Raw genomic sequence first — 22,752 nt, 5'->3', positions numbered from 1 at the left:
ACATCTGGACGGTGACTCTCCGACAGGAAATCACCGCGATCTCCCGTGAGCGGCTGCCCCGCGGTGTCCTGGCGGTGTTTCTGGGCATGACCGCGGCGTCGGCGTTCATCGGCTCAAGCGCCAAGACCACCGTCAGCGACGTCTACCGCGAAGTCGCCGCCCAGGGTCTGACAACGGCGCACAACCCCTTCGACGGGCTGCCGGCCCTCTACTACGCACGAAACAACGTCATCTACATCATTGTGATCGGGGCGCTGCTGGCCATCATCACCGGCGTTCAGTCCACCACCCGGGACCGGCGTGCCCGCACCGCCGATCTGGTCCTGTCACGCAACATCAGCCCGGCCACCTACCTGGGGGCCAAACTCACCGGTCTCGCGGCGTTGTTCGCCCTCCTGTTGGCGGCAGCTGCCATCCTCACCTTCACCGGGATCGCCATCGTCACAGGCGCCCCGCCGACCTGGGATGAATCCCTTCGGCTTGCGGGCCTCTACGCCCTGGCGTGGCTGTTCCTGATGCCCTTCCTTGTACTGGGAATGCTCAGCGGCCTTCACACATCATCGACCACCACGGCGCTGCTGGCCCCCATTGTCCTGTGGAGCATCGTGATCTTCATCCTGCCTCTGGCCGGGACCGCAGCGTTGCCGGTGTCTTTGTTGAACCCAGTCCCGGCCCCGGCTGCTACCCCGATGGGTTTCTTCGCGGTCACCAGCGGCTTCACCGGCCCTCTGTCCGTGGGTGAGCAGTTCAAGCACGCCGCCGCGATCATTCTCCAGGATCAGGCCGTGTCCGGCTCCGTGGCGGCTCCGGTGCTGATCCTCGGAGCCGTCCTCGCCGTGGTGTGTGTGGTGCTGTTGGCCACGAACCGGCAACGGATCAGGAGCGAACTTCATGCCTAAGTCCCTGATTCTGTGCGGGAAGGAACTCAAAGACCTCACCCGCAGCCGCGCCCTGGTCTCTCTTATCGTGTTCCTCGCCGCCGTTGTTATGCTCTCGGTCCTGGTCGCAGCAGCGGATTTCCGGATCAAGATCGATGACTACAACAACTATGTGGCCGCGCTGCGCAGCAGCGGCGGGACGGCCGGGACCGCCCCGCCGCAGCTGGCGGCCCTGCAAATGCTCCGGGGCGGCATGGAATATCTGGAAATCGTCGGCAGCCTGTTCGCGGTGATCCTCGGGTACGGGCTCGTGGCGAAGGAAAGGGGCAACGGGACCCTGCAGTTGATCTTCAGCCGCCCGCTGGGCCGCTACACCTTCGCCGGAGGCAAGATCCTGGCCGTTGGCATCCTCTGGACAGCGGTGGCCGGGGCCTTGTTCGCTGTGATCACGGCAACTCTGCTGCTGCTGGCCAACGCGCCCCTGCAAGGCGATGACTACGTCAGACTTGGTGTTGCCGCGGCCCATACCGCCCTGTACCTGACCATGTGGTCGCTGCTGGCATTCACCGTCGCAGCATTAACACGGACCCCTGCCTCCGGCCTGATCCTGGCCCTGGTCATCTGGCTCGTCGTGGTGCTCGTGATCCCCCAGATCGGGGACACCATGGACCCTGACAACCAGATCCCCGGAGGCCTTTTCGCCAGCCTGCAGGTCGATAAGACCCACGAACAGGCCATCATGGCCAACTTCAGCGGATACGAAACAGCCCGGGACCTCATTGAGCAAACCTCCATGACCAAACAATTCGAACGCCCGCTCTTCGCCTGGCTCGGCATCAAAGACCAATACAACGGGCAACCCTTCAACCTAATCTGGGCCGGGACGTTCAACAACACCCTCTGGCTCATGACCGGCTTCATCACCGCACTGACAGGATCCTTCCTCGCAGCCACCCGCACCAAACTACTCAGAAAGGTCACCTGACCATGAAAAAAGCACTCCTCAGCCTGGGAGCCTTCGTCGCGGTGCTGGTGGCCGCCGTCCTGATCATGCAGGCCACCATCACCGGCCCGGCACAGCCCGGAGCAGCGCCCTCGGCCACCCCCTCCGCAGCCACTGTCCTGCCTGTCACCACCAACCCCATCACCGCCACGGGAACCAAAACCGGGCTGACGATCACGGACGTCATGGCCGAAAACAACGTCGATCCCACCACCAAGGCAGCCCTTGCAGACCGGCTCCAGTTCACGCTCACCAACACCAGCACCGCCCCTATGACCGGGCTGGAGGTGTACTACACCATGAAAGACACCACCACCGGCACCACGGAGTCCTACTACCAGAAACTTGACGGGCTCACCCTCACCCCCGGACAGGCCACGACCATCTACTTCGACAACGGCACCGGCACCGGGCACTACCCGGAGAACAAATACAGCCTCTACCGCAGCTCCGCCAACGAAGTGAAGATCAGCATCGAAGCCGCCGCCAGCGGCTACGCCCCCGCCCAAGGAACAGCCACCAAAGCCCAGGGCACCGGCGAAAAAACAGACTGAACCTGAACCCCGGACCCGCCCCCTGCCGGGCCCCAGCCAAAGCAACAGGCGGAACGAAACCGGTGCACGGTTCCCGAGCCGGGGCACAGAACCGGCCGCCACTCTAACCATGAACTCCACGTCCGAAAACGGGCGACTGAAAGGTAGAACCATGAAAGGCAGTCTCAACCTCGTCGGCTACGGCCTGTCCGCCATCGGCGGGGGCATCGGTGTCGGGCTCGTGTTCGCGGCCTATATCAACGGCGTGGCCCGCCAGCCGGAAGCACAAAAAATTCTTCAACCCATCGCATTCCTCGGACTTGCCCTGACAGAAGCACTTGCCATCCTCGGCCTCGTCTTTGCGTTCGTCCTCTGATCCCGGCGACATCGCCCCGACACGGGTACCCGGCGCAGCAAAAAAGGAGACCGCCTGGACGGTGCGGTGACACCAGCCTCTCCTACTGAGCCAGCGCGCTCCTGGCCTCTCATGCGGTTGCCGGCCGCGTGTCCTGAGTACTCTCCGCATGTGTCCGGCTGCCGGGAATTCTCAGGACCCCTCAGCGTCCTCTAAGGGCCCGCGGTCGAGACTGGCTGTAGGCGCCGAAGAAACCACCCGGACCCGGGCGGCGTTGATTACGACTCTCCGAAAGGCACGATCATGGACAACACCTCACCCAAACGCAAGACCCTCATCGGGGCACTTGCCGGGTTGGCACTCGTTGGCGGCACCGCGGTCGTCGGGCTTTCAGCGGCCAACGCCAGCACCACACCATCGCCTCCGGTCACGTCGCCGGCCACCGGCAGCACAGCCGATGGTGGGAAGTCCGATGCCGGCCAGCAGGAACCACAGCTCAAAGGCTCCATTACCGTCCCCGAAACGGCAGGGGAGCAATCCGACGCCCAAGAATCCGGGAACCTGACCGCACTGGCGACCATCGATGCCAAGGCCGCTGAAACGGCCGCTGCGGCTTCCCTGCCCGGTTCCACTGCCACGGCCTCCCACCTCGGTGACGAAAACGGATCCTTGGTGTACGAAGTGACGGTCAAAGACAGCACCGGTGCCGTGCACGAAGTGAAGATCGACGCCGGCAACGCCACCGTACTTGCCACCGAAACGGCCGACTCACAGGAGAACGGTCAGAAGGGTGCCGAAAACACTACCGAAACGGAGTCCAACGAAACACCGGACACCAGTACTCCGGGCACCAAGTAAGGCCTCCGGGCACAGGAAATTGATGAAACCAAACGATGTGGAGGAAGGAAGCGGGGGCGGGCCGGTCTCTGTTCCTTCCTCCACCGCCAGGTACCCAAAAACGACATTGCAGGAGCAGGCGCGGGAACTTATCGATGAAATCTTGGCCGACACCACGGCCGGGGCCGAACGAAACCGGGAGCAGTTGGAGGAATGTGTTTCCCGGAACCCCGACCGGCCCGAAGCAGCGCTGCTGGAGCACCTGATGAACCGCACCGCTTCCTCCGGAGAATAACGACCCTAAACCTGACGGGGTACCGGTTGCCCCATTCCCGACGCCGGCTTCACCTGCCGGTGCCGGATACCCCACTTTCCTGTTGCAGGGAATCCCCTGCAGCACAGTCACAGGGACGGACTTGATGACACACACCCCAGATTCCGCTGGCCCCCGTGGGCCTCATCCGGCGCAGTCAGGCCCCGGCCCTGACCCGTGGGTGTACCCGGGTCAAGGTTCCATCCCGTGGGATGACGCGGCCCATGCCGATCCCTCCCAGTTCGCCCCACCGGTCACTAACCTCCGTCCACCGACGCCCCCGGCTCCCGGCCCGACCGGCAGGAAATGGCGCTGCAGCACCCCCGTCTTCGCCGCCTCACTGGTCATTGCCGCCCTCGTCGGTGGCACGGTCGCAGCCGGCGCCGACGCGCTGTTGGACGGCCCGGCAACGGCCGGGGTGTCCACCTCGCCGGGAACATCCCGGATAGTGGTGAACAACACCGGTACCAGCGATACCGTCGCCACGGCAGCACAGAAGGCCACACCGAGCGTCGTCACCCTCGCCGTCAGCTCAGGCACCACCCGCGGCATCGGGTCAGGGATCATCCTCGACGCCAAAGGAGACATCCTCACGAACGCACACGTGGTCACTCTTGACGGCGCCACAAGCACACCGGTCATTCAGGTACGCAGCAGCGACAACCACGTCTACGCCGGGACCCTGGTAGGCGCGGACCCGCTCGCGGATCTCGCCGTGATCCGCATCCAGGCCCCCTCCCTGATCCCGGCAGTCCTGGCAGACTCGTCAAAAATCAATGTCGGCGACACCGCCGTTGCGATCGGAACACCGCTGGGCCTGTCCGGGACGGTGACGAAAGGAATCGTCGCGGCCCTAAACAGGACCATCAGCGCGGCACCACCACCACCGGCGCAAACCGCCTCGGGAAGCACCGCAAAAATCCCCTCACAGGCGTCCGGCAGCAACCCCAGCCTGGAAGTGATCCAAACCGACGCGGCCATCAACCCGGGCAACTCCGGCGGAGCCCTGGTCAACGCCCGGGGCGAGGTCATCGGCGTAAACGTCGCCATCGCATCCCCCTCCGCCGGCACTGCCGGCACACAGGCAGGCAACGTCGGGATCGGCTTTGCCATCCCGATCGATAATGCCAAGAGAATCGCCCAGGAGATCATCGCATCCGGGACCGCAACCCATGGTCAGCTCGGCATCAAAGCCACCACGGACGCCGCGGCGAAGGGCTCCGTGTTCTCCCGTGGCGCCGCCGTCACCGAAGTCACCTCCGGATCAGCAGCAGAAAAAGCAGGCATCCGGAAAGACGACGTCATCACAGGAATCAACAACCACCCGGTCCAGGACACCGCCGAACTCACTGCAGCAGTGCACGAACAACCCGCCGGCGCGTCGGTGACCGTAACCCTCATCCGGGACAGCCACGAACAGAGCCTGACCGCCACGCTCGAGCCCGTACAGCCCTAAGCCTCAACACCCCCAAGACCCGAAAGCGGCGGCTGTACCCGGCCGATGATCCACGCACTCGAAGCGTCTTCGCCGATGGGAAAAGGCTGTAGGCGGCCTCCCACGGTGGTGCCAGCGGTTGAAGCAGATGTGCCGCAGGCAGCCCCCGGACGGGAACCTCAGCCGGTTCCAACGTTGAACCAGGTAGAGGAAATCACGAGAAAAGGACGTCCGGTGTCCCAGTTTGTCGACAGCATTCTGAACCTCAGCCCGGTGCTGGCGGCGCTGTTGATTTTCGCTCTGGTCTTCGCCGAGGACGCCTTTTTCCTGGGCTTCGTGATCCCGGGGGAAACAGCGGCCATTCTCGGCGGGGTCCTGGCAAGCCACGGGCGGCTTCCGCTGTGGCTGGTGATCGTTCTGGTCGTGGTCGCGGCCATCACCGGCGACACTGTCGGCTATGAGATAGGACGGTTCTTCGGACCTGGAATCATGCGCCTTCGTATGGTTGCACGCAAGGAGCCGCAGGTGGCCAAAGCCCAAGAGCTGCTGCGTCGAAGGGGCGGTACGGCCGTGTTCATCGGCCGCTTCACGGCGTTCTTCCGCGCCGTGATGCCCGCTCTGGCAGGGATGGCGCGCATGCCTTACCTGCGGTTCCTGACCTTCAATGCAGCTGGCGGGCTCATCTGGGGAGCCGGCGCGGTCATGCTGGGATTCCTCGCCGGTAACTCGTACCAGAGCATTGCCCGGCTGGCCGGGCAAGGAACCGCGCTGGCCATGGCGGTGATCGTTCTTGCCGGCCTTCTTCTATGGCACGCCCGCCGGCGCCGTTCCGCCAAGGACGTCTCCGCACCCAAAGAATAGAACACGGCGTGTGCCTGGGGTGCTTGGCGGCGTTTTGTTTGTCGCTATGTGTCGTGACTGCCTATCCGCTGACCGCTGACACTAGTCCGTCCGTGCAGGGGTCATTCGGGGCTGACGTGTCGGGCTAAGGGCCAGTGTCCACCCCGATTATGTGGTCTTTGCCGCGCATTCGAACGGCGACCACCAGGCCGGAGGCGGCTGTGAGTGCAGCGACGGTGGCGATGGCTGAGGGAATCCCATACAAGTCAGCGAGAAGACCTGACAAGAGTGCCCCTACGGCGAAGCCGCCGTCACGCCAGAGCCGGTAGATGCCGACGGAACGGGCCCGCCACGTGGGGTTGGCTACGTCCCCGATGGCGGCAAGGAGTGCGGGATAGACCATGGCCGTTCCGAGCCCGAGGAGGACTGAGGCGATGAGCCAGGGCCCGAAACTGCGGGAGGCGGCGACCAGCGCGAGTCCCGCGGCTTGGACGATCATGCCGGCCACAATGAACCATTTGCGGCCCCACCGGTCTGAGGCGGCGCCGGTGAAGAGCTGCCCGGCTCCCCAGACCGCGGGATAAACGGCGGCAAGGATCCCTATCTGGTTCAGATTTAGCCCGGAGCTGACGAATAAGACAGGAAACAGGCCCCAGGCGAGGCCGTCGTTGAGGTTGTTCACCAGTCCTGCCTGGCTGGCTGCGGAGAGTGAGCGGTCTTTGAAGCTGGTGAGGGTGAAAACCTGGCCTGTGGTGAGGCCGGCATGGGCACTGCTGTGTGCACTGACGTGCTGGGAGGCTTCCGTCCTGGCGTGGTGGTGTGTCTCGCGCACGTTCAAAACTGACAGGCCTAACCCGAGGGCAATGTAGGCGGCTCCGAAGAGGAACGGGCCTGGCCGGAGCCCGTACGCGGAGGCAATATACCCGGTCGCTAGGGCAGTGACGGCGACTCCGAGGTAGCCTGCCGCTTCGTTCAGACCCATGGCAAGGCCGCGCTGTTTCGGGCCGGTCAGGTCCATCTTCATAATCACGGCCGTGGACCAGGTCAGGCCTTGGCTGACACCGAGGAACAGGTTTGCCGCAACGATCCATCCCCACGACGGGCCGAAGATGAGCATGAGCGGGACTGGGATTGCTACAAGCCAGCCCGCGACCAGGACGGGTTTGCGGCCGTACCTGTCAGAGAGCGTTCCCGCGAAGTAATTCGTCGCGGCCTTGGACAGGCCGAAGGCGAGGATGTAAGTCAGAGCACTGGTGTACAGGTCCAGGTTGAATGTCTGGGAAGCGAGCAGGGGCAGCACGGTGCGCTCCTGGCCCAGCGTGCCGCCCACCAAGGCGTTGACTGCCACCAGAAGCATGAACTGTGCCAGGTTTTGCCGAAGGCCCAGCACAGCATCGATGGAAGCGACACTGTTTGCCGCCATTTTTCTGGTCATTCCGGAGCACTCCCTTTCGTGCCGGGGCATAAAGGTGCCCGGGCAGGTGGGGCCCTGCCCGGGCGGTCTTGAGGTGTTCCGGCTGGTCAGGCCGTGGCGACTGAGTTCTGCTGAGCAATCCAGGCTGCGTAGCTGCCGGCGAGTTCGACGACGTCGTATCCGGCCCGGCGCAGGGCACTGGCTGCGACAGAGTTCCGGACGCCTGACTGGCAGTAGGTCACGATGGTTCCGTCAGTGGGGATCTTGTCCAGGTGCCACATGACACGGCCACCGCTGAGCTGGTACGAGCCCGGGATGTTTCCGGCGATGTGTTCGCTGCGGTTGCGGACGTCCACGACCATGGCGGCGTCAAAACCCTGAAGCTCTTCTGGCTGGATCAGCTTCGGCGTAGTCATCGGGAGCCCTTCGATGCTGGTGACGTAACCGGCGATGTTGTCGATGCCGACCCGGACCAGGTGGTCCCACATGTCCATAGCTTGTTCCTGGTCCTGTGCCAGCAGTACCAGCGGGTTCTTATCCGTCTCCGGGTTCACTACCCAGGCGCCGTAGCTGGCCACGGCCTTGGCTGCCGGCACGTTCAGGGAACGGGCTACGGTGCCTTCGTGGACCTCACTGTTGGAGCGGGTGTCGATGAAGGTCAGGGTGTCCTCTGCCAGGCCTGCAGCGAGGATGCCGGTTGCGAGTTCGGGCAGCGGCGTGCGCTCACCCATCACGACGGGACCTTCACGGTTTTCCCGCTTCATCCGGCCGAAGTAGGCGTGCGCGTCGGGCTGGCCGTCGAGGAGCTCATCGATGAAGCCCTGTTCGTCATTCGCGGCGAGGTACGGCCCCCACCAGGAGTAGAGCCGCTCGTAGCCCACGGTGGAGGACGGGATGGCGCCCAGGGCCTTGCCGCAGGCACTGCCGGCACCGTGAGCGGGGTGGACCTGCACGTAGTCCGGCAGAGTCAGGAACTTGTCCCGCAGACTGGCGAAGAGCTGCTTTGCACCTTCGAAGCGGGTGTCGATGCCGCCGGCTGCCTCGTCCAGCAGGTCCGGCCGGCCGAGATCTCCGGAGAAGACGAAGTCCCCGGAGAGCAGGTAGCCGGGCTGGTCACTGAACGCGCCGTCGGTGACCAGGAAGGACAGGTGCTCGGGGGTGTGGCCCGGGGTGTGCACGGCCTGGATGCTGATGTTGCCGATGGTGATCGTGTCGCCGTCGTAGAGGCGTTCGCCGTCGAATTCGTACTGCCAGTCCGGGCCGCCCTCGCCGGAGACGTAGATCTTCGCGCCGGTGGCGGCGGCGAGTTCGCGGGTGCCGGAAAGGTAGTCGGCGTGGATGTGGGTTTCAGTAACGGCACTGATCTTCATGCCGTTCTTCGCGGCCAGTTCCTGGTAGACGGCGATGTCGCGGCGGCCGTCGACAACCACGGCGGTGCCGTTGGCTTGGCAGCCGATCAGGTAGCTGGCCTGGGCGAGGTCTTCATCGTAAATACGCTCGATAAGCATCTGGTGATCTCCTTCGATTGATAAGGCTTGGAGGTTGTTCTAAGTCCAGCATAGATACCCCTGGGGGTATTTTGCAACGAGGCTGCGGCCCCTTCCCCGATCTTCTGCGGAACAGCCTGCAGGAGACTGTGCGGGCCCGCCGGGGCATGGCCCGGCTGTTGCCGTGGCGGGACTGCAGGGGTCAGGTGGTGGGGAGTCCGGCGCGGGTCCAGGCGATCATGCCGCCGGCCATGGTGTCTGCCGAAAAACCGGCATCGTTGAGGGCGTCGGCGACGCGGGCTGAACGGTTTCCGCTCCGGCAGACTGCAATGATGGGGACGGCAGGGTCCAATTCGGACAGGCGTGCCTGCAGCTGGCCCATGGGGATGTGCAGGGCGCCCGGGATCATTGCCTCGGCGACTTCGAAGTCCTCGCGGACGTCCAGGATCCGAGCGGTGGAGCGGCGCTGCGCGGTTTCGGTGATGGTGATTTCAGCCATGGTGGTTCTCCTTCGAAATGGTTTCGGCTGGTGGTTGGGGGTGGTGCCGTCTAGCGGACGGGTTCGCCGGCTTGGCGCCAGGCGGCCATGCCTCCACGCACCGAGTAGGCGTGGTAGCCCTTCGCGGCGAGGAGTTTGGCGGCAGAGGCGGACCGCACTCCCGAGGCGCAGATGGCGATCACGGGGCGGGACTTCTGGATCCCCGCGGTACTGACCTGCAGTCTGTCCAGGGGGACGTGCTTGGCCTGCGGTGCCCGGCCGGTCCGCCATTCCCGGGTGGACCTGACGTCGATGAGTGTGGCGCCGGAACCCAGGAGTTCCTTGGCCTGTGCAATGGAGACCGTTGTGTAGGGCTTGCTGAAGGCCTTCTTCAGCGATTCGATCAGTCCCATGGTGTGCTCCTGTTCTGTGGTGTCAGGCGGTGACGGTGCTGGCGGTGACCCACGCCGCGACGGCGAAGATGAGTACCGCGAATGAGATGCGGATGTGCTTGTCGTGCAGGCGGCGGGCAAGCCGTGCCGCGACGATGGATCCCAGGATGGCCGGGACCGCGAACGCCAGGGTGGTGGCCCAGTCGATGGTGTAGCCGGCGGCGTGAGCGCTGAATCCGGCTGCGGAGTTGATGACGATGATCGCCAGCGACGTTCCGACGGCCTGTTTCATGCGCAGGCCCAGGAAGATGGTCAGCGCGGGGGTGATGAGGAAGCCGCCGCCCACGCCAAGCAGCCCGGTGAGGAATCCGACGAGCAGTCCAACGCCCACCGCCTTCGGGGCGCAGGACCGGAAAGCCCGGTTGGGTCCCGTGCTGCAGATTCCCTCGATTTCGCGCGGTTTGCTCAGCATCCGGACGCCCGCGGCCACCATGATTACGGCAAACGCCAGCATCAGGACGTTCGGATCCAGGAGTTTGCCGACGGCCGCGCCGGCCCAGGCCGCCGGAATGCCGGCGGCCCCTACCAGTGTGATGACGGGCCAGTTCAGGCCCTCCCGGATCCGGGGAAACAGCGCTGCCAGCGACGAAATGCCCACCACCAGCAGCGACGTCGGGATGGCCTGGACGGGGCTCATGCCCACGCCGTACACCAGCGCAGGAACGGCAATGATGGAGCCACCGCCACCCACCACACCCAGGACGATTCCGACGACAAGCCCTAGACCCAGGGCCGGGATCATGCCGCGGCGTCCTGTTGGGCCGGAACGGGAAGCTGCAGGAAGGCGCTTTCGCGGGTGGGCTCCTTGGCAGCCTTGTTCCACGGCATGGCCGAAAGGGCCTTACCCATGGCGCAGGTGTTGGTCGCGGCCGAGAAGGTCAGACCTGTGCCGATGGCGCCGGCGAGCATCCGGACCTTGGGGGAGACAAACTTGCCGCCTGCCAGACCCAGCATTACCAGTGAACCGGCGGCCAGGCGGACCTGGCGCTCCAGGTCCCAGCGGTCGTTGCCCTTGACCACGTCGCCTCCAGCAGCGGCGAAGCCGGGTGTGCCGCCGCTCAGAACATAGGCGGTGTCGATCCCGGCCTTGGCAAGGCGCTGGCGGGCCTGCTCGGCGCGCACGCCGGACTGGCAGACAAGCACAACGCGGGGACCCAGCCGGGCGGCGAGTTCATCGGTGTGCTCGGACAAAAGCGGCAGCGGCACATTGTAGGAGCCGCGGATGCGCAGGGACTCGAACTCGGCGGCGGAGCGGACATCGATCACCACGAGGTCCTGGTGCTCTTTGAACCAGGACGTGAGGGTTTCAGGGGCGAGTGCGGTGACGGCCGGCGCCGTGGAAGGGGGAGTCATGATGGCCTCTCGGAAGGGGGTGGGTGGATACCCCACCGAGTATTTCAGATACCCCCGGGGGTAGTCAAAACACCCTAGGGGGTATACGATGGGGGCAAGCCCCCGACACTTGGAGAATCCCGTGGAACTCAATCCCTCAGAACTCACCCCTGTCATCAATCGTCTGAAGCGAGCCCAGGGCCAGTTGGCCGCTGTCACCCGCATGCTTGAAGAAGGCCGGGACTGCAAGGACGTCGTCACTCAGCTTGCCGCCGTATCGAAGGCGCTGGACCGGGCCGGGTTCGCCATCATCGCCACGGGCCTTGAGCAGTGCATAGTCCAAAAAGACGCAACGATGGACAAGAAGGACCTGGAAAAGCTTTTCCTCTCCCTCGCCTGACCCGTCCCACTTCCGAGCTCCCCAAGGAGAACCATGACGTACACACTCAGCACGACCACCGCTCTTCCGTGGGCCGAAGCCCTGGAAAGTACCCGGAAGGCCCTGTCGGACCAGGGCTTCGGGATCCTCACGGAGATCAACGTCCGCTCCACCTTCGAAACCAAGCTAGGTGTCGAAGCGGCTGACGCTGTCGGTAACTACGTCATCCTCGGCGCCTGCAACCCTGCCCTCGCCAGCCGCGCCCTCGCCGCCGAGCCGGAAATCGGTGCGCTGCTGCCATGCAATGTGGTGGTGCGCCGGAACAAGGATGCAGACGTGACCACAGTGGAAGCCATCGACCCTCAGACCATGGTCCAGCTCAGCGCCGCCCCATCAATCAAAGAAGTAGCCGACGACGCCGGCACCCGCCTCCGGAAGGCCCTCGCCGACCTGGGCAAAGCGTCGAATTAGAGTGTCCTTGCAAACAACGGATCCAGAGGTTCCTCGAGTATGCCGCGGAGGGCGACACTGTCGTTGTTTGGCGGGTCGATCGGCTGGGCCGGTCATTGATCGACGTACTGAACACCGTGAACCCGCAGAGGGAACGCGGCGTCCAGGTCCGATTCATCTCAGAAGGTATTGACCCGGCAACCTCGACGGTCGGCTGATGCTGAACTACCCGCCACCTTGGCCGAGTATGAGAGCGAGCTGACCGTCGAGCGCGTCAAAGACGAGCTCCTCTTCGTTCTGGACCGACACGGGAAACGCCTCGGCCCGCACCCTCGACCAGGCTGACGTCACCGACGCCCAGGCAATCGCCGCAGTAGAATCCATTGCCCGTGGCAACTTCCGGCTCCTCGAACGGCCATTCCGACAGATCACCCGGGTCCCAATACCAACCAACTCGAAACCATCACCGATGACGTCCTAGAAGCAGCAGCAAGCATCATCGTCATCGGCACCTAACGACACAGAGCGAACACAAAAAGCCGCCACCTAACGCCAACATCCACGCATGAGACCCGGCCGGACGCTTCGCTGATTACACGCAAGAATGTGGCGTGGGCGTCTTCCGGGCCAGGTGGGTGTCAGTTTTTCCCTAGTCGTTCCCGTTCCGCCAGTACAGGGCCCGTGCAGGGCAGTACCGCAACGCCAGTTCCGAGGTGTGGGCCCGCGGGATGGGTCCGTGCAAAACCGGGTATCCCCAGTCATCGAGTGTGATGTGTTCGAAGAGCATGGTCGCACACACCCCGTGCCCGGTGCAGGTGGTCCGGTCCACGGCCAGAACCGGGTACTCCGGAAGAACCTGTCGGCGGAAACGAAGGATCATCTCCGGACCCGGCTCTCGTGGCCAGGGCAGTAGCCTGCGGCATGGGCGCTGAGGTGATCGGTGAAGACCTCCAGCGCGGAGTGCGTGAACGCTGCGATCCCGTCAGGGAAGTGACAGGCTCCTCTGCCAACCAGGAATCCCAACCGTTGACGCAGGGCAGTTGCTGCACTGGGTCTGCCGGTGCCTGCGGCCAGTTCAGCGAAGTCTCGGGCAACTGCGGGGAGCCCGAACATGCAGGGCCCGCATTGCCCGGCAGATTCCCCGGCGGCATAGTCAAGCATGTCCTTCACCGTATCCACCGGGCAACGGGAGCGGTCCAGCAGGTGCATGACGCCGGGCCCGAGGGTTGCGCCGACGGTGGCCAGGGATGCAGAGCTGTAATTCAGAGAGTCGATCCTGGATGCGTCGATCCAGGTGCCGCTGAGTCCGCCGATGTTCATCGCCAGGACACCCGGAAGCGGGCCTCCAGCCAGTGAAACGACCCGGCTCAGTGGCAGCCCGGATTCGGTTTCATACACTCCCGGTGCCTTGACGGCGCCAGTGATGGTGATTAGGCGCGGGCCGGGTTCGACCTGGGTGCCGAAGGAACGGAACCAGGCGGGGCCGAAGACCTCGATCTGGGCGATCCGGAGCACGGTTTCGGCGTTCAGGACCAGAACGGGGCGGGTTCTCTTGCCATCGGGGGTGCGTCCTCCCTCGATCAGGCGGCGGCGTTTGGTCATCGGGCGGGCATGAGCCCCGTGATGCAGCGATACCAGAGCACTGGCTTCGGAGGCGACATAGCGGGCCGGCACGGGCAGCACAGAGAGACCGGCGGCGCGTAGGCGCTCCTCGGTCTCTGTTCCGGTGTGGGCTGCGTAGGTCACGTGCCTCAGTCCGGTCAGGGCAGCCCCGTGCCGGACCCATGCCAGATGGTGCCGGATAACATGGGCGTCTTTCAGGGCACTGATTTCCCCGTCGCAGGCATTAACAATTAGTTCGGCACCGTTCTGTCGAGCCGCACCGACTTTACGTGCCGTGCTGAATGCCGAACCGCTGCGCCCGGTCAGGCCGGCCGCTTCCAGTGTCCTGAGGTTCATCGCCATGGTTCTCTGCCGATGGCGCCGCGGCGGGTTTCGTCGGGCTGCCGGTTCATTAGCCGGTAGGCGATGGCCGCCGCCCCTGCGATCAGGCACGCCAGGCCAACGCCCCGCAGGATCCATGCGCTCCCGGTGCCCATCATGATGCCGTGCACGATCGCTGCAGGCCACAGCACGTAGGTCAGGGCGTGGACCGGAGCCCACCACCGTTCCGGGATGCGGTGGCGCAGCACAGAGGTCAGGGTCACGGCCAGCAGGAGATCCAAAGCGATGGCGCCGAGCCCGGTCCAGGCACGTTCGTAGCCGGAGGTGAAGGGCAGCAGGACCGCGACCCATCCGATGTCGACGTAGCCATCGGCCACGGCGGTGAGAACATGGAGCACCAGAAGGAGCATCATCCCCAAAGCCAGGTTGCGGTGAAGGCCAGTCACGACGGTGCTGCCGATGCCTTCTGGGCGGCGCCGTCCTGAGGTCATCACTCCGAGGATGAAGGTCACGGTCAATAAGACGGAGGTCGTGATCCCGCTCGCGCGGGAAAGGAACCAGAAAACTTCGTTGACCGCAGGCATCAGCGGGCCCCGGCGACATGGTGGTCCGAGGGCCAGTTCCCGGTCATCACGGTCGAGCCGTCCATGCCGTGCAGCCGGGCGTCGATGCCGTGAGCGCGCAGCCACGCCGGTGCTTTCAGACCAATGATGACTGCGGCGGTGGACGCGGCGTTTGCTTCCAGGGCGGTCGCTCCGAGGCAGGTCACTTCGGCCCAGATCCGCTCTGCCGGGGCTCCGGTCTGGGGATCGATGATGTGGTGTGCGGTCCCGGACCCGCTGGCCCACACCCGGTGCCGGGTGGATGAGGTCGCCAGTGCCTGGTTCGTGAGGGTAATGACCTGGGCGATGCGGCCGCCGTCATATTCAATGCCGACCTGCCAGCCGCCCTCCGGTACGGTGCCGGCCACGGCGATGTCCCCACCCAGGTCGACCAGGAAACCGCCAGGCAGGGTCTGTGCCAGCAGCCCGGCGATACAGTCGGCGGCGTAGGCTTTGGCGCTGGAGCCAAAATCGAGGACCGTCCCGGCGGAGAGGGTCAGGACCCTCGTTTCCGGGGTGTAGTTGATGTGCCGCCAGCCCGGTGCCGGTTCGGGTTCACCGGCCATTGTCCACCCGTCCCGGTTCTGGACGACGTCCAAGTCATCGTCGTAACCGGCGTGAAGCAGGGCAGCGCCGACGGTGGGATCGACCAGGCCGCCGGTCAGGGCCGCCGTGAGAAACGCAGCGTCAAGGACTTCGCCGAGCAACGGGCTCAGGAGAACAGTCACCGGTTCACGGGCCGAGCGGGTATTGATTGCCCGGAGCTCAGAATCGGGTCGGAACCGCGAAGCGGCCCGATCCAGCCGATCCAGCCACTGCCCGGCGGTCCTAACCGCTTCGTCAAAGCTTCCGGGTTCCGTCGCGTGCACACCGGCAGTCGTGCCAATCGCGGGAAACCATGTGGCCTGGACCGCGTCCATGGCTAGGATGCCCTGGTCGTGGTATGCGGGAGGGCGCGGGCCGGGGCGTTCCGCGCCGGTGCCACGCTCCCGAAAGCCCCTCCCGGGGCCGGGACAACGGGTGCAGCCGGGTTTTGTTGCACGCTCACCGTCTGAGCGGTGGAGGGATTCTGCGCGGAGGCCAGCCCGGCACTGATACCGGCCGTCGTCAGCCCTGCCAACACCATCGCCGTCACCGTCGACCGCCGAACCGCATCCAGCGCCCGGACCCGTGAATTCACTGCCCTGTCCATGGCTTCTCCCTTCCGTTAGGACCGAGTGTCCCACCGGAGGGATAAGAGCCAGCTGAGAGGAACCCCTGAACCAACACTGAAAACGAATCCGCAGCCGCGGCCGACCTCATTCGGGCCAGCGCGCTGCTGGGCAGGGTTTCGCTTGTCCCGCACTAACCGGTTCCGGAGCCCTTTGCGCCGGCAAGGCCGGCCGTTCGGTGCGGACTTGGGTTGGCTGTTGAGCGTTCCCTGCGGCACAGCACTGCGAAGGCTGCCGCGCCGGCCAGGACCAGCAGGCCTGCGACCCAGGTGTTTACCCGCAGCCCCAGAATCAGGTTGGCGTAATCGGAACGCATCAGTTCGAAGGCGAAACGTCCGGCCGAGTAGCCTGCGACGTACAGGGCGAACACGCTCCCGGCGCCGAGCCGCGTGCGCGAATCAACGGCCATGATGACCAATCCGACGAGCAGGCACCACAGCGACTCATAGAGGAACGTTGGTTGGAAGTACCCCAGCACAATGGGCGCTCCGGAGGGATCCGTTGCCGCCGCGGCAGTCGCGGGGTCCATCCGATGGATCTGAAGTTTCCACGGCAGCGTTGTCGGATCCCCGTAGAGCTCGTTGTTGAACCAATTTCCCCACCGGCCCAGAGCCTGGGCAAAGAGGACTCCAGGGGATACCGCGTCCAGGAACGCCACGAAGGATACTCCCGGCCGGCGGCACCCGATCCACGCTCCGAGACAGCCAAAGGCGACGGCGCCCCAGATCCCCAAACCACCGTCCCAGATCGCGAACGCGTTCCAGGGATTCCGGCCGGGAAGGAAGTAGAGTTCCGGGTCCGTGATGACGTGATAGATCCGTCCGCCGATGATCCCCGCCGGCACGGCCCAGAGACAGATATCAAGCACTTGGCCCGGCTGGCCGCCGCGCTGCTGCCATCGCCGGGAGGTAAGCCAGATCGCCAGGATGATGCCCGCCAGGATGCATAGGGCATAGAAATGAATGGTCAGCGGCCCCAGGTGCACGGCGCTGAGGGTCGGTGAGGGAATAAACGAATCAGTGGGGACCAATGCAGCCATGGGATCCTGCCGGAAGAAATGAACGAAGGGGTGCAACAACCTGCCAAGCCTACGGCCCCTTCCTGGCAGGGGCCACAGCCTCGTTCGGTGGCCCACCGGGGCATCAACGTCAAGGAAGTCCGGACCCCGGCGAAGCTCAATGCCGGGTAGAGGCGCCGGTGAAGAAACGGTCTCTTAGAATGGCCGGAGGAAATGGGGGGCGGAATGAGCACACGCGGTGCATGTCTGGTCATCGAGGACGACGCCGATATTCAAGGATTGATCAGTCTCATCCTTTCCGCTGAGGGGTTCGAGGTCCACACCGTGGAAACCGGGAGCGCGGGGCTGCTGGCCGCTTCACGGCAGCAATTGGCGCTGATTACCTTGGATCTTGGCCTGCCAGACGTCGACGGCCGCGAAGTAGCACGGCAACTGCGGAGCGTGTCTTCCGCGCCGTTGCTCATGATTACCGCGTTCGCCGAGGCTGCAAATGAACTCGCCGGAATTGCAGCCGGCGCCAGCGGGTACCTGATCAAACCATTCCGCCCTACCGAACTCCGGGCGCTGGTGGCCGAACTCTGTCCGCTCCGGCAGGCCAGCGGTTATGCGGGACCTGCCGCACCGGCCCGGCGGGGGAAACCAGGCTCGTGACCGGATCGGATACGTTCGCTTTCACCTTGGTTTATTGCACGACGTTGGGCATTTCCTTTCTGATGTTCCTGCTCCTAGCCCTCGCTGCCCTCATCGTTTTGGCCTTGGCTGGAACTGCGGGCGTCCTGTACGGGATGTTCAGGTCCGCGGTGTCGCTCACGGCACACCACACCATCCGCCGTCCTCTGAGCCCACGGGCCGGAAATGACAGGCATGCTGCCGGGAGCAGTGCGCCCCGACCTTGACCAGCGCCGACCGCCGGCCCCGATAACAACGGGCATGTAGCCGACGTGCTGTGAAGGCGCCGTGTGGACAGCGCCCGCGACGCTAACGGTCATCGGCAGAAGGGTGCCTTAACCGTGGGCCGGTTCTCCGGTCATCAGGTGGTCGGCGTGGTTCATGGTTTCGCGGATAAGCCGGATCAGGTGCCCGTCATGGAGGGAATAGATGATATGGCGGCCGTCCTTGCGGGTGTCCACCAGTTTGCTGAGCCGGAGTTTGGCCAAGTGCTGACTGACCACGGTCCGTGGAGCCCCGGAGAGGCTGGTCAGTTCAGTGACGGTCTTAGGGCCGTTGGAAAGGTGCCAGAGCAACTGCAGCCGGGTGGGTTCGGCCAGCATCCGCAGCGTACCGGCAGCCGTTTCGAGCAGCTCCGGATCCGGGGTGATCGGGTGGACCAGGGACGGTTCCCCAGAACCTGCGCCCTGTATGCTGCTAGGGCTCAACGCGCTGCCGGTCCTGCTGCTCAAGGGTCTGCTCCTCAGTGGCTGGGTGTCGGAACGCCGCGGCGGTGCGCGGCGACCAGGACAGAAATGCACCTGCACTACCTATCATCGCAATAAATGTCAGAGCAAGCGCAGCCCAGCCCAGTCCCGCGGCTGCACCGATCCACCCTGCCAGCGGGTAGGTGAGGATGTAGCAGGCATGAGACAGGGAAAACTGCGCAGTGAAAACGTAGGGCCTGGTCTCCTCGGTGGAGGCATCGCGCAGCAGCCGGGATGAGGGTGTGAGGATCGTCGAATTCGCGGCACCGAGCAGGAACCAGAGCGCCAACAGCAGCCACCATCCCACCCCACCGACCCCCAGTAAAGGCAGAAACACCGCGCCGGCCAGCACAGCTGGGATCACGGCGGCACCTGTGAGCATCACGGCCCGGTCCCCGAACCGGTCCAGGACCACGGGCGCGGATAACGCGACAATCATCGACCCGACGCCGAAACAGGCCAACGCAAGGGCTAGATCGGTGTCGGGCCGGTGCAGGACCTCACGGACGTAGACCACAGTGTTGACGAGCACCAGGGCCGTGGGGGCTGCGACAACCAGATTCAGTGCCAGCAGTGAACGCAGGCGCCGGTTCCGCCAGAAGATCCGTGTACCCAAGGTGGTCCGGTGCCACAGGGAGCTCACTGGACCGGCGGGGGCGGCAAGGCGGGGCAGGGCCGTGATCGTGACCATGAAAGCGGAGAACACGAACCCGGCAACCGTGCCGAGGAACAGGTTGTTGTAACTGATCAGCGTCAGTAACAGCGCCGCAGCGGCCGGACTGATCAAGGCCTCCATGTCATAGGCCAGTCTTGAAAGGGACAATGCCCGGGTATAGTCGCGTTCACTTTTCAAAATGGTGGGAATCAGCGATTGGAAGGCCGGGGTGAAAGTAGCGGAAGCGGACTGCAGCAGGAAGATCACCACGTAGATCTGCCAGGTTTCTGTGATGAACGGCAGACACAATGCCATCGCGGCCCGGATCAGGTCAGCCCCGATCAGAACAGGCTTTTTCGGCAGTCGGGCCACCAAGGCATTGATCACCGGGGCCAGACCGACGTAGGCCAGCATTTTAATCGTCAGGGCGGTGCCCAGCACAGCCCCGGCGTTCCGGCCGGCCAGATCGTAGGCCAGCAGTCCGAGAGCCACGGTGAGCAGGCCGGTACCGATGAGAGCCACGACCTGGGCGGCGAACAGCCGTCGATAAGTAACATCCCGCAAAACAGATAACATCCCACCACACCCTTTAGGTACATACGTGCACTTATATGCACTCATAATAGGCGGCTCTTTCCGTCATCTTCAAGCTCCCGCCTCCGGCAGTACCGGCGGTCGGCTCCGCCTCAGTCCTCCGCCTCAACGGAGGGAATCCGGGCAAAGGGCTTCTATGGCTATAATCTTCATATGAGCGAAGATAAGAACACTTGCAGGCTTAGTGTGGACAGCCAGTATGTAGAGCTTGCGGTCGAGGTATTTGCCATGCTCGCGGATGCTACGCGGGTGCGGATCATCCTGGCGCTCAGGGAGGGCGAAATGTCCGTAAACCATCTCGCGGACATCATCGACAAGTCCCCGACGGCCGTCTCACAGCATCTGGCAAAGCTTCGTCTGGGCAGGTTGGTGAGCGCACGGCAGGACGGCACCAGGGTCTTTTACCGACTGGCCAACGAGCACGCGCGCAAACTGGTGGCCGATGCCGTGTTCCAGGCCGAGCATTCTCTGGGAGGCGAGCCGGCCCATCACCGTATCGATATGACGGTGGAGACACCGGCCGCGGAAGCGACGGTGCGCTCGTGAGCCAGGTGCTTGCCTCTCCTGGCAAGGCTGCTCCGGGCAGGCTTCTGCCCAAGCCGCCGTCGATCTTCCGAACCGGCGCGCGGCTGCCTGAAGTCCGGTGGGCCGCGCTTGCTTTAGTGCTTTTCCTGGCGGGTGGGGTTGCGCAGCTGGCTGGGGCGCCGGAGCTTCTGTGGTGGTGCTTCTATTTGGCCTGCTACGTGGCCGGCGGCTGGGAACCGGCTTTGTCAGGTTTGCGGGCGCTGCGGGAGAAGACTTTGGATGTGGATTTGCTGATGATCGTCGCAGCAATCGCTGCCGCGGCCATCGGCCAGATTTTTGATGGGTCCTTGCTGATCGTCATTTTCGCAACCTCGGGCGCCCTGGAAGCCCTGGTCACTCAACGAACCGCTGACTCCGTCAGCTCCCTGCTGGGTCTGGCCCCCGAGCGGGCGACCCGGATTTTGGACGGGACCGGCCTCGAAGAGGAGGTTGACACCGCGGAACTGCAGGTCGGCGATATGATTCTGGTGCGCCCGGGTGAACGGATCGGCGCTGACGGCACCGTCATCCGGGGAGTCAGTGAGGTCGACCAGGCGGCGATGAGCGGGGAATCGACTCCGATCATCCGGCGCGAAGGCGACGAGGTTCTCTCCGGAACTGTCAACGGTAGCGGCGCTCTGTCTGTCAGGGTAGCCAAGGCCGCCAAGGACTCGGTGGTCAGCCGCATCGTGACCCTCGTGGAGGAAGCCTCCGCCACCAAGGCCAAGACCCAGCTGTTCATTGAAAAAGTCGAACAGCGCTACTCCGTCGGTGTCATTGTGGCTACCCTGCTGGTGTTTTTCCTGCCCGTGTCCTTCGGCGAGAGCCTGGAGGCTGCCCTGCTGCGGGCCATCACGTTCATGATCGTGGCCTCTCCGTGCGCCGTTGTCCTGTCGACCATGCCGCCTCTTCTGGCTGCCATCGCCAACGCCGGACGACACGGCGTCCTGGTCAAATCCGCCACCGTGATGGAACAGGTCGGCCGCACCACCGTCGTCGCCTTCGACAAGACCGGTACCCTCACCGAGGGAACCCCGAAGGTCACGTCCGCCGAATCCCTGGACGCCGACCCCAACCCCGCACAGATCCTGGGGATGGCAGCCGCCGTCGAGCAGTACAGCGAGCACCCGCTCGGACGGGCCATCCTCCGTGACGCACGGGAAAGGGCCTCACCGTGGAGCCAGCAGCAGAATTCAAGGCCGTCCCCGGCCAAGGAGTATCCGGCATCGTCGACGGACGGCAGGTCCGGGTGGAACGGCCCGCCGTGGAGGCCGATGCCACCGTGGCCGGAACCGTCGTTTACGTCATCATCGACGGGGCCACGGCAGGGCGGATCACCCTTGCTGACCGGCTCCGCCCGACCGCGGCCGCAACCGTCACACGGCTCCGGCAGATCACGGGCAACCCGGTTCACCTGCTCACCGGAGACAACCACCGGGCGGCAGCCCAGATCGCCGCCGAAACCGGCATAGACAACGTCCGCTCACGCCTGCTGCCCGCCGACAAAGCGACAGCGGTGCACAAACTGGAACAGGTCGGCCACCGGGTTCTGCTGATCGGCGACGGCGTCAACGACGCCCCCGCCATTGCGGCTGCGAGCACCGGAATCGCGATGGGACGGCACGGCTCCGACCTCGCCCTGGAAACGGCCGACGCCATCATCGTCCGCGACGAGCTCGAGGCCCTGCCGTCACTGATCGCGATCTCAAAACGGGCCCACCGGTTCGTCATCGCGAATCTCGCCATCGCGGCCACCTTCATCACCGTTCTCGTCACGTGGGACCTGGTTTCCAGGCTGCCACTGCCGCTGGCCGTCGCCGGACACGAAGGCTCCACCGTCATCGTCGCCCTTAACGGCCTGCGGCTTCTACGCTCCCAGGCATGGAAAAACTGACCGGCCGCCACACGCCGGCCGCCCCACTGCTCCTGCTGCCCGGGGAGCAAACCCCAAGGACTCCATGAACACCTTCCCCACGAAGGCACTCGCAACTGTGACGGTGCCAGGACACGGCCGCTTCCACGCCACCGCCGAAGCCCTTGAAATGATTGCTGTGTTTGGCGGCTCCCTCCATTGCTACCTGGGTTCCGGCGGCTGCCGCACCCAGGGACTCTACTTCTCCAGAACACGACCAAAAAAGTTCATCGGATGCACGCTCGAAACCCTTGCCGAGGCGCACGGGCCGGCGACCATCTCCGTCAGCTACGAACTAGCTGACCGGATCAATGGCGCAGTCCTGGACTTCGGAAACTACAACCGCATGCAACGTTTCGTCTGGACCGGCCTTCCGGCGGTCAAGGGACCCCAATGCACCTGCCTGCGGTCCATGGGAAAACCCGCTGGCAAACGCTCGCCCTGCCTGGACGACGCCGGCATGGGCATTACGGACCTCTGACCGGGAGCAGTTGCCCTGAACCCGCGGACTCCGCCCTGGACCCTATCGCATCGACTCCTGACGGAAGAAAGACAATGGGCCACGTGGTGGAAATGTCGCTGCCGGCGTGGTTCACGCGTAGCCCGGCGCGACGCCGGACAGTCACGCCCAAAACTGCAGACTGCCCCTCC

General features: G+C 64.6%; 30 protein-coding genes and 2 pseudogenes. 18 read left to right on the top strand and 14 right to left on the bottom strand.

Going from position 1 to position 22,752, the window contains the following annotated elements; genetic code table 11:
* Positions 1-11 precede the first annotated feature (11 nt).
* The 8 genes from AYX22_RS23135 to AYX22_RS23100 all read left to right on the top strand — a co-directional run bounded on the left by AYX22_RS23135 (position 12) and on the right by AYX22_RS23100 (position 6,215).
* Positions 12-899: an ABC transporter permease subunit gene (locus AYX22_RS23135; RefSeq protein WP_238703517.1), complete on the top strand. Its 888-nt coding sequence runs from the start codon at positions 12-14 to the stop codon at positions 897-899.
* Positions 892-1,863, top strand: coding sequence for an ABC transporter permease subunit (locus AYX22_RS23130; RefSeq protein ID WP_142940393.1), 972 nt, complete (start codon positions 892-894; stop codon positions 1,861-1,863). Before AYX22_RS23135 ends, AYX22_RS23130 begins: the two co-directional genes overlap by 8 nt.
* 2 nt (positions 1,864-1,865) lie before the next feature.
* Positions 1,866-2,435 carry a hypothetical protein gene (locus AYX22_RS23125; RefSeq protein ID WP_142940392.1) on the top strand — a complete coding sequence of 190 codons (570 nt, stop codon included), beginning with the start codon at positions 1,866-1,868 and terminating at the stop codon, positions 2,433-2,435.
* A 151-nt stretch (positions 2,436-2,586) separates the two neighbouring features.
* The gene (gene atpE / locus AYX22_RS23120; RefSeq protein ID WP_142940391.1) at positions 2,587-2,790 is read left to right on the top strand and encodes an ATP synthase F0 subunit C; all 204 of its coding nucleotides are present in this window, start codon (positions 2,587-2,589) and stop codon (positions 2,788-2,790) included.
* 282 nt (positions 2,791-3,072) lie between these two features.
* Positions 3,073-3,627, top strand: coding sequence for a PepSY domain-containing protein (locus AYX22_RS23115; protein ID WP_166842562.1), 555 nt, complete (start codon positions 3,073-3,075; stop codon positions 3,625-3,627).
* A 22-nt stretch (positions 3,628-3,649) separates the two neighbouring features.
* Entirely contained in the window at positions 3,650-3,901 is a 252-nt protein-coding gene (locus AYX22_RS23110) for a hypothetical protein (protein ID WP_142940389.1), read from the top strand.
* Between the two features lie 124 nt (positions 3,902-4,025).
* Entirely contained in the window at positions 4,026-5,375 is a 1,350-nt protein-coding gene (locus AYX22_RS23105) for a trypsin-like peptidase domain-containing protein (RefSeq protein ID WP_142940388.1), read from the top strand.
* A gap of 213 nt (positions 5,376-5,588) precedes the next feature.
* On the top strand, positions 5,589-6,215 hold the full coding sequence (locus AYX22_RS23100) for a DedA family protein (RefSeq protein ID WP_187697284.1): 627 nt from the start codon (positions 5,589-5,591) through the stop codon (positions 6,213-6,215).
* Between the two features lie 124 nt (positions 6,216-6,339).
* Here AYX22_RS23100 and AYX22_RS23095 read toward each other — a convergent pair whose 3' ends face one another.
* The 6 genes from AYX22_RS23095 to AYX22_RS23070 form a co-directional block, all read right to left on the bottom strand.
* Positions 6,340-7,629, bottom strand: a complete 1,290-nt coding sequence (locus tag AYX22_RS23095; RefSeq protein ID WP_142940387.1) for an MFS transporter — start codon at positions 7,627-7,629, stop codon at positions 6,340-6,342.
* A gap of 86 nt (positions 7,630-7,715) precedes the next feature.
* A complete protein-coding gene (locus AYX22_RS23090) occupies positions 7,716-9,116 on the bottom strand; it encodes an MBL fold metallo-hydrolase (RefSeq protein ID WP_142940386.1) in 1,401 nt (466 codons plus the stop codon).
* 181 nt (positions 9,117-9,297) lie between these two features.
* The gene (locus AYX22_RS23085) at positions 9,298-9,594 is read right to left on the bottom strand and encodes a rhodanese-like domain-containing protein (protein WP_142940385.1); all 297 of its coding nucleotides are present in this window, start codon (positions 9,592-9,594) and stop codon (positions 9,298-9,300) included.
* A gap of 50 nt (positions 9,595-9,644) precedes the next feature.
* Positions 9,645-9,986, bottom strand: coding sequence for a rhodanese-like domain-containing protein (locus AYX22_RS23080; RefSeq protein WP_142940384.1), 342 nt, complete (start codon positions 9,984-9,986; stop codon positions 9,645-9,647).
* Between the two features lie 22 nt (positions 9,987-10,008).
* Positions 10,009-10,767 carry a sulfite exporter TauE/SafE family protein gene (locus AYX22_RS23075; RefSeq protein WP_142940383.1) on the bottom strand — a complete coding sequence of 253 codons (759 nt, stop codon included), beginning with the start codon at positions 10,765-10,767 and terminating at the stop codon, positions 10,009-10,011.
* Complete coding sequence (locus tag AYX22_RS23070; RefSeq protein ID WP_142940382.1) at positions 10,764-11,378, bottom strand: rhodanese-like domain-containing protein; 615 nt, start codon at positions 11,376-11,378, stop codon at positions 10,764-10,766. Before AYX22_RS23070 ends, AYX22_RS23075 begins: the two co-directional genes overlap by 4 nt.
* A 121-nt stretch (positions 11,379-11,499) precedes the next feature.
* Between AYX22_RS23070 and AYX22_RS23065 the strand changes: the two genes are divergently transcribed.
* The 4 genes and pseudogenes from AYX22_RS23065 to AYX22_RS24275 all read left to right on the top strand — a co-directional run.
* Positions 11,500-11,757, top strand: a complete 258-nt coding sequence (locus AYX22_RS23065; protein WP_011777016.1) for a metal-sensitive transcriptional regulator — start codon at positions 11,500-11,502, stop codon at positions 11,755-11,757.
* A gap of 33 nt (positions 11,758-11,790) precedes the next feature.
* Positions 11,791-12,207 carry a DUF302 domain-containing protein gene (locus tag AYX22_RS23060; RefSeq protein ID WP_142940381.1) on the top strand — a complete coding sequence of 139 codons (417 nt, stop codon included), beginning with the start codon at positions 11,791-11,793 and terminating at the stop codon, positions 12,205-12,207.
* Positions 12,129-12,404, top strand: a complete 276-nt coding sequence (locus tag AYX22_RS23055; protein WP_238703523.1) for a recombinase family protein — start codon at positions 12,129-12,131, stop codon at positions 12,402-12,404. Before AYX22_RS23060 ends, AYX22_RS23055 begins: the two co-directional genes overlap by 79 nt.
* 61 nt (positions 12,405-12,465) lie before the next feature.
* A pseudogene (locus AYX22_RS24275) lies at positions 12,466-12,702 on the top strand (ATP-binding protein); the annotation flags it as partial.
* Between the two features lie 133 nt (positions 12,703-12,835).
* Here AYX22_RS24275 and AYX22_RS23050 read toward each other — a convergent pair.
* The 4 genes from AYX22_RS23050 to AYX22_RS23035 form a co-directional block, all read right to left on the bottom strand.
* Positions 12,836-13,066, bottom strand: coding sequence for a ferredoxin (locus AYX22_RS23050; protein ID WP_142940380.1), 231 nt, complete (start codon positions 13,064-13,066; stop codon positions 12,836-12,838).
* Positions 13,063-14,145 carry an NADH-ubiquinone oxidoreductase-F iron-sulfur binding region domain-containing protein gene (locus AYX22_RS23045; RefSeq protein ID WP_202979342.1) on the bottom strand — a complete coding sequence of 361 codons (1,083 nt, stop codon included), beginning with the start codon at positions 14,143-14,145 and terminating at the stop codon, positions 13,063-13,065. The genes AYX22_RS23050 and AYX22_RS23045 overlap by 4 nt, the downstream gene beginning before the upstream one ends.
* The gene (locus AYX22_RS23040; protein WP_242703659.1) at positions 14,142-14,621 is read right to left on the bottom strand and encodes a ferric reductase-like transmembrane domain-containing protein; all 480 of its coding nucleotides are present in this window, start codon (positions 14,619-14,621) and stop codon (positions 14,142-14,144) included. The genes AYX22_RS23045 and AYX22_RS23040 overlap by 4 nt, the downstream gene beginning before the upstream one ends.
* 92 nt (positions 14,622-14,713) lie before the next feature.
* On the bottom strand, positions 14,714-15,652 hold the full coding sequence (locus AYX22_RS23035) for an FAD:protein FMN transferase (RefSeq protein WP_142940377.1): 939 nt from the start codon (positions 15,650-15,652) through the stop codon (positions 14,714-14,716).
* A 138-nt stretch (positions 15,653-15,790) separates the two neighbouring features.
* Between AYX22_RS23035 and AYX22_RS23030 the strand changes: the two genes are divergently transcribed.
* Complete coding sequence (locus AYX22_RS23030; protein WP_160147686.1) at positions 15,791-15,943, top strand: hypothetical protein; 153 nt, start codon at positions 15,791-15,793, stop codon at positions 15,941-15,943.
* A 133-nt stretch (positions 15,944-16,076) separates the two neighbouring features.
* Here the strand turns inward: AYX22_RS23030 and lgt are convergent, their stop codons facing one another.
* Positions 16,077-16,982 (bottom strand): prolipoprotein diacylglyceryl transferase, encoded by a 906-nt coding sequence (gene lgt / locus AYX22_RS23025; RefSeq protein ID WP_142940376.1) that lies wholly within the window; start codon positions 16,980-16,982, stop codon positions 16,077-16,079.
* 204 nt (positions 16,983-17,186) lie between these two features.
* Here lgt and AYX22_RS23020 point away from each other — a divergent pair, with 204 nt between their 5' ends.
* Positions 17,187-17,612, top strand: a complete 426-nt coding sequence (locus AYX22_RS23020) for a response regulator (RefSeq protein ID WP_142940375.1) — start codon at positions 17,187-17,189, stop codon at positions 17,610-17,612.
* Positions 17,613-17,686: 74 nt separating this feature from the next.
* Here the strand turns inward: AYX22_RS23020 and AYX22_RS23015 are convergent, their stop codons facing one another.
* From AYX22_RS23015 to AYX22_RS23005, 3 genes are read right to left on the bottom strand one after another with little or no spacing between them, the layout of a single operon-like run.
* Entirely contained in the window at positions 17,687-17,950 is a 264-nt protein-coding gene (locus AYX22_RS23015) for a hypothetical protein (protein ID WP_207597711.1), read from the bottom strand.
* Between the two features lie 15 nt (positions 17,951-17,965).
* The gene (locus AYX22_RS23010; protein ID WP_242703675.1) at positions 17,966-18,337 is read right to left on the bottom strand and encodes a metalloregulator ArsR/SmtB family transcription factor; all 372 of its coding nucleotides are present in this window, start codon (positions 18,335-18,337) and stop codon (positions 17,966-17,968) included.
* On the bottom strand, positions 18,327-19,607 hold the full coding sequence (locus tag AYX22_RS23005; protein WP_142940373.1) for an MFS transporter: 1,281 nt from the start codon (positions 19,605-19,607) through the stop codon (positions 18,327-18,329). Before AYX22_RS23005 ends, AYX22_RS23010 begins: the two co-directional genes overlap by 11 nt.
* A gap of 171 nt (positions 19,608-19,778) precedes the next feature.
* Here AYX22_RS23005 and AYX22_RS23000 point away from each other — a divergent pair, with 171 nt between their 5' ends.
* The 4 genes and pseudogenes from AYX22_RS23000 to AYX22_RS22990 all read left to right on the top strand — a co-directional run bounded on the left by AYX22_RS23000 (position 19,779) and on the right by AYX22_RS22990 (position 22,582).
* A complete protein-coding gene (locus AYX22_RS23000; RefSeq protein WP_142940372.1) occupies positions 19,779-20,171 on the top strand; it encodes a metalloregulator ArsR/SmtB family transcription factor in 393 nt (130 codons plus the stop codon).
* Positions 20,172-20,443: 272 nt separating this feature from the next.
* Positions 20,444-21,382: pseudogene (locus AYX22_RS24385) on the top strand (HAD-IC family P-type ATPase); the annotation flags it as partial.
* A gap of 89 nt (positions 21,383-21,471) precedes the next feature.
* Complete coding sequence (locus AYX22_RS24380; protein ID WP_347565841.1) at positions 21,472-22,083, top strand: HAD-IC family P-type ATPase; 612 nt, start codon at positions 21,472-21,474, stop codon at positions 22,081-22,083.
* A 64-nt stretch (positions 22,084-22,147) separates the two neighbouring features.
* On the top strand, positions 22,148-22,582 hold the full coding sequence (locus tag AYX22_RS22990) for a peptidase (RefSeq protein WP_238703516.1): 435 nt from the start codon (positions 22,148-22,150) through the stop codon (positions 22,580-22,582).
* The last annotated feature ends 170 nt before the right edge of the window (positions 22,583-22,752 follow it).

Source organism: Arthrobacter sp. D5-1 (assembly GCF_017357425.1).
In the GTDB taxonomy this organism is placed as follows: domain Bacteria; phylum Actinomycetota; class Actinomycetes; order Actinomycetales; family Micrococcaceae; genus Arthrobacter.
Note: the sequence above shows the minus strand (reverse complement) of the source record. Positions and strands in the feature narration are given on the sequence as shown.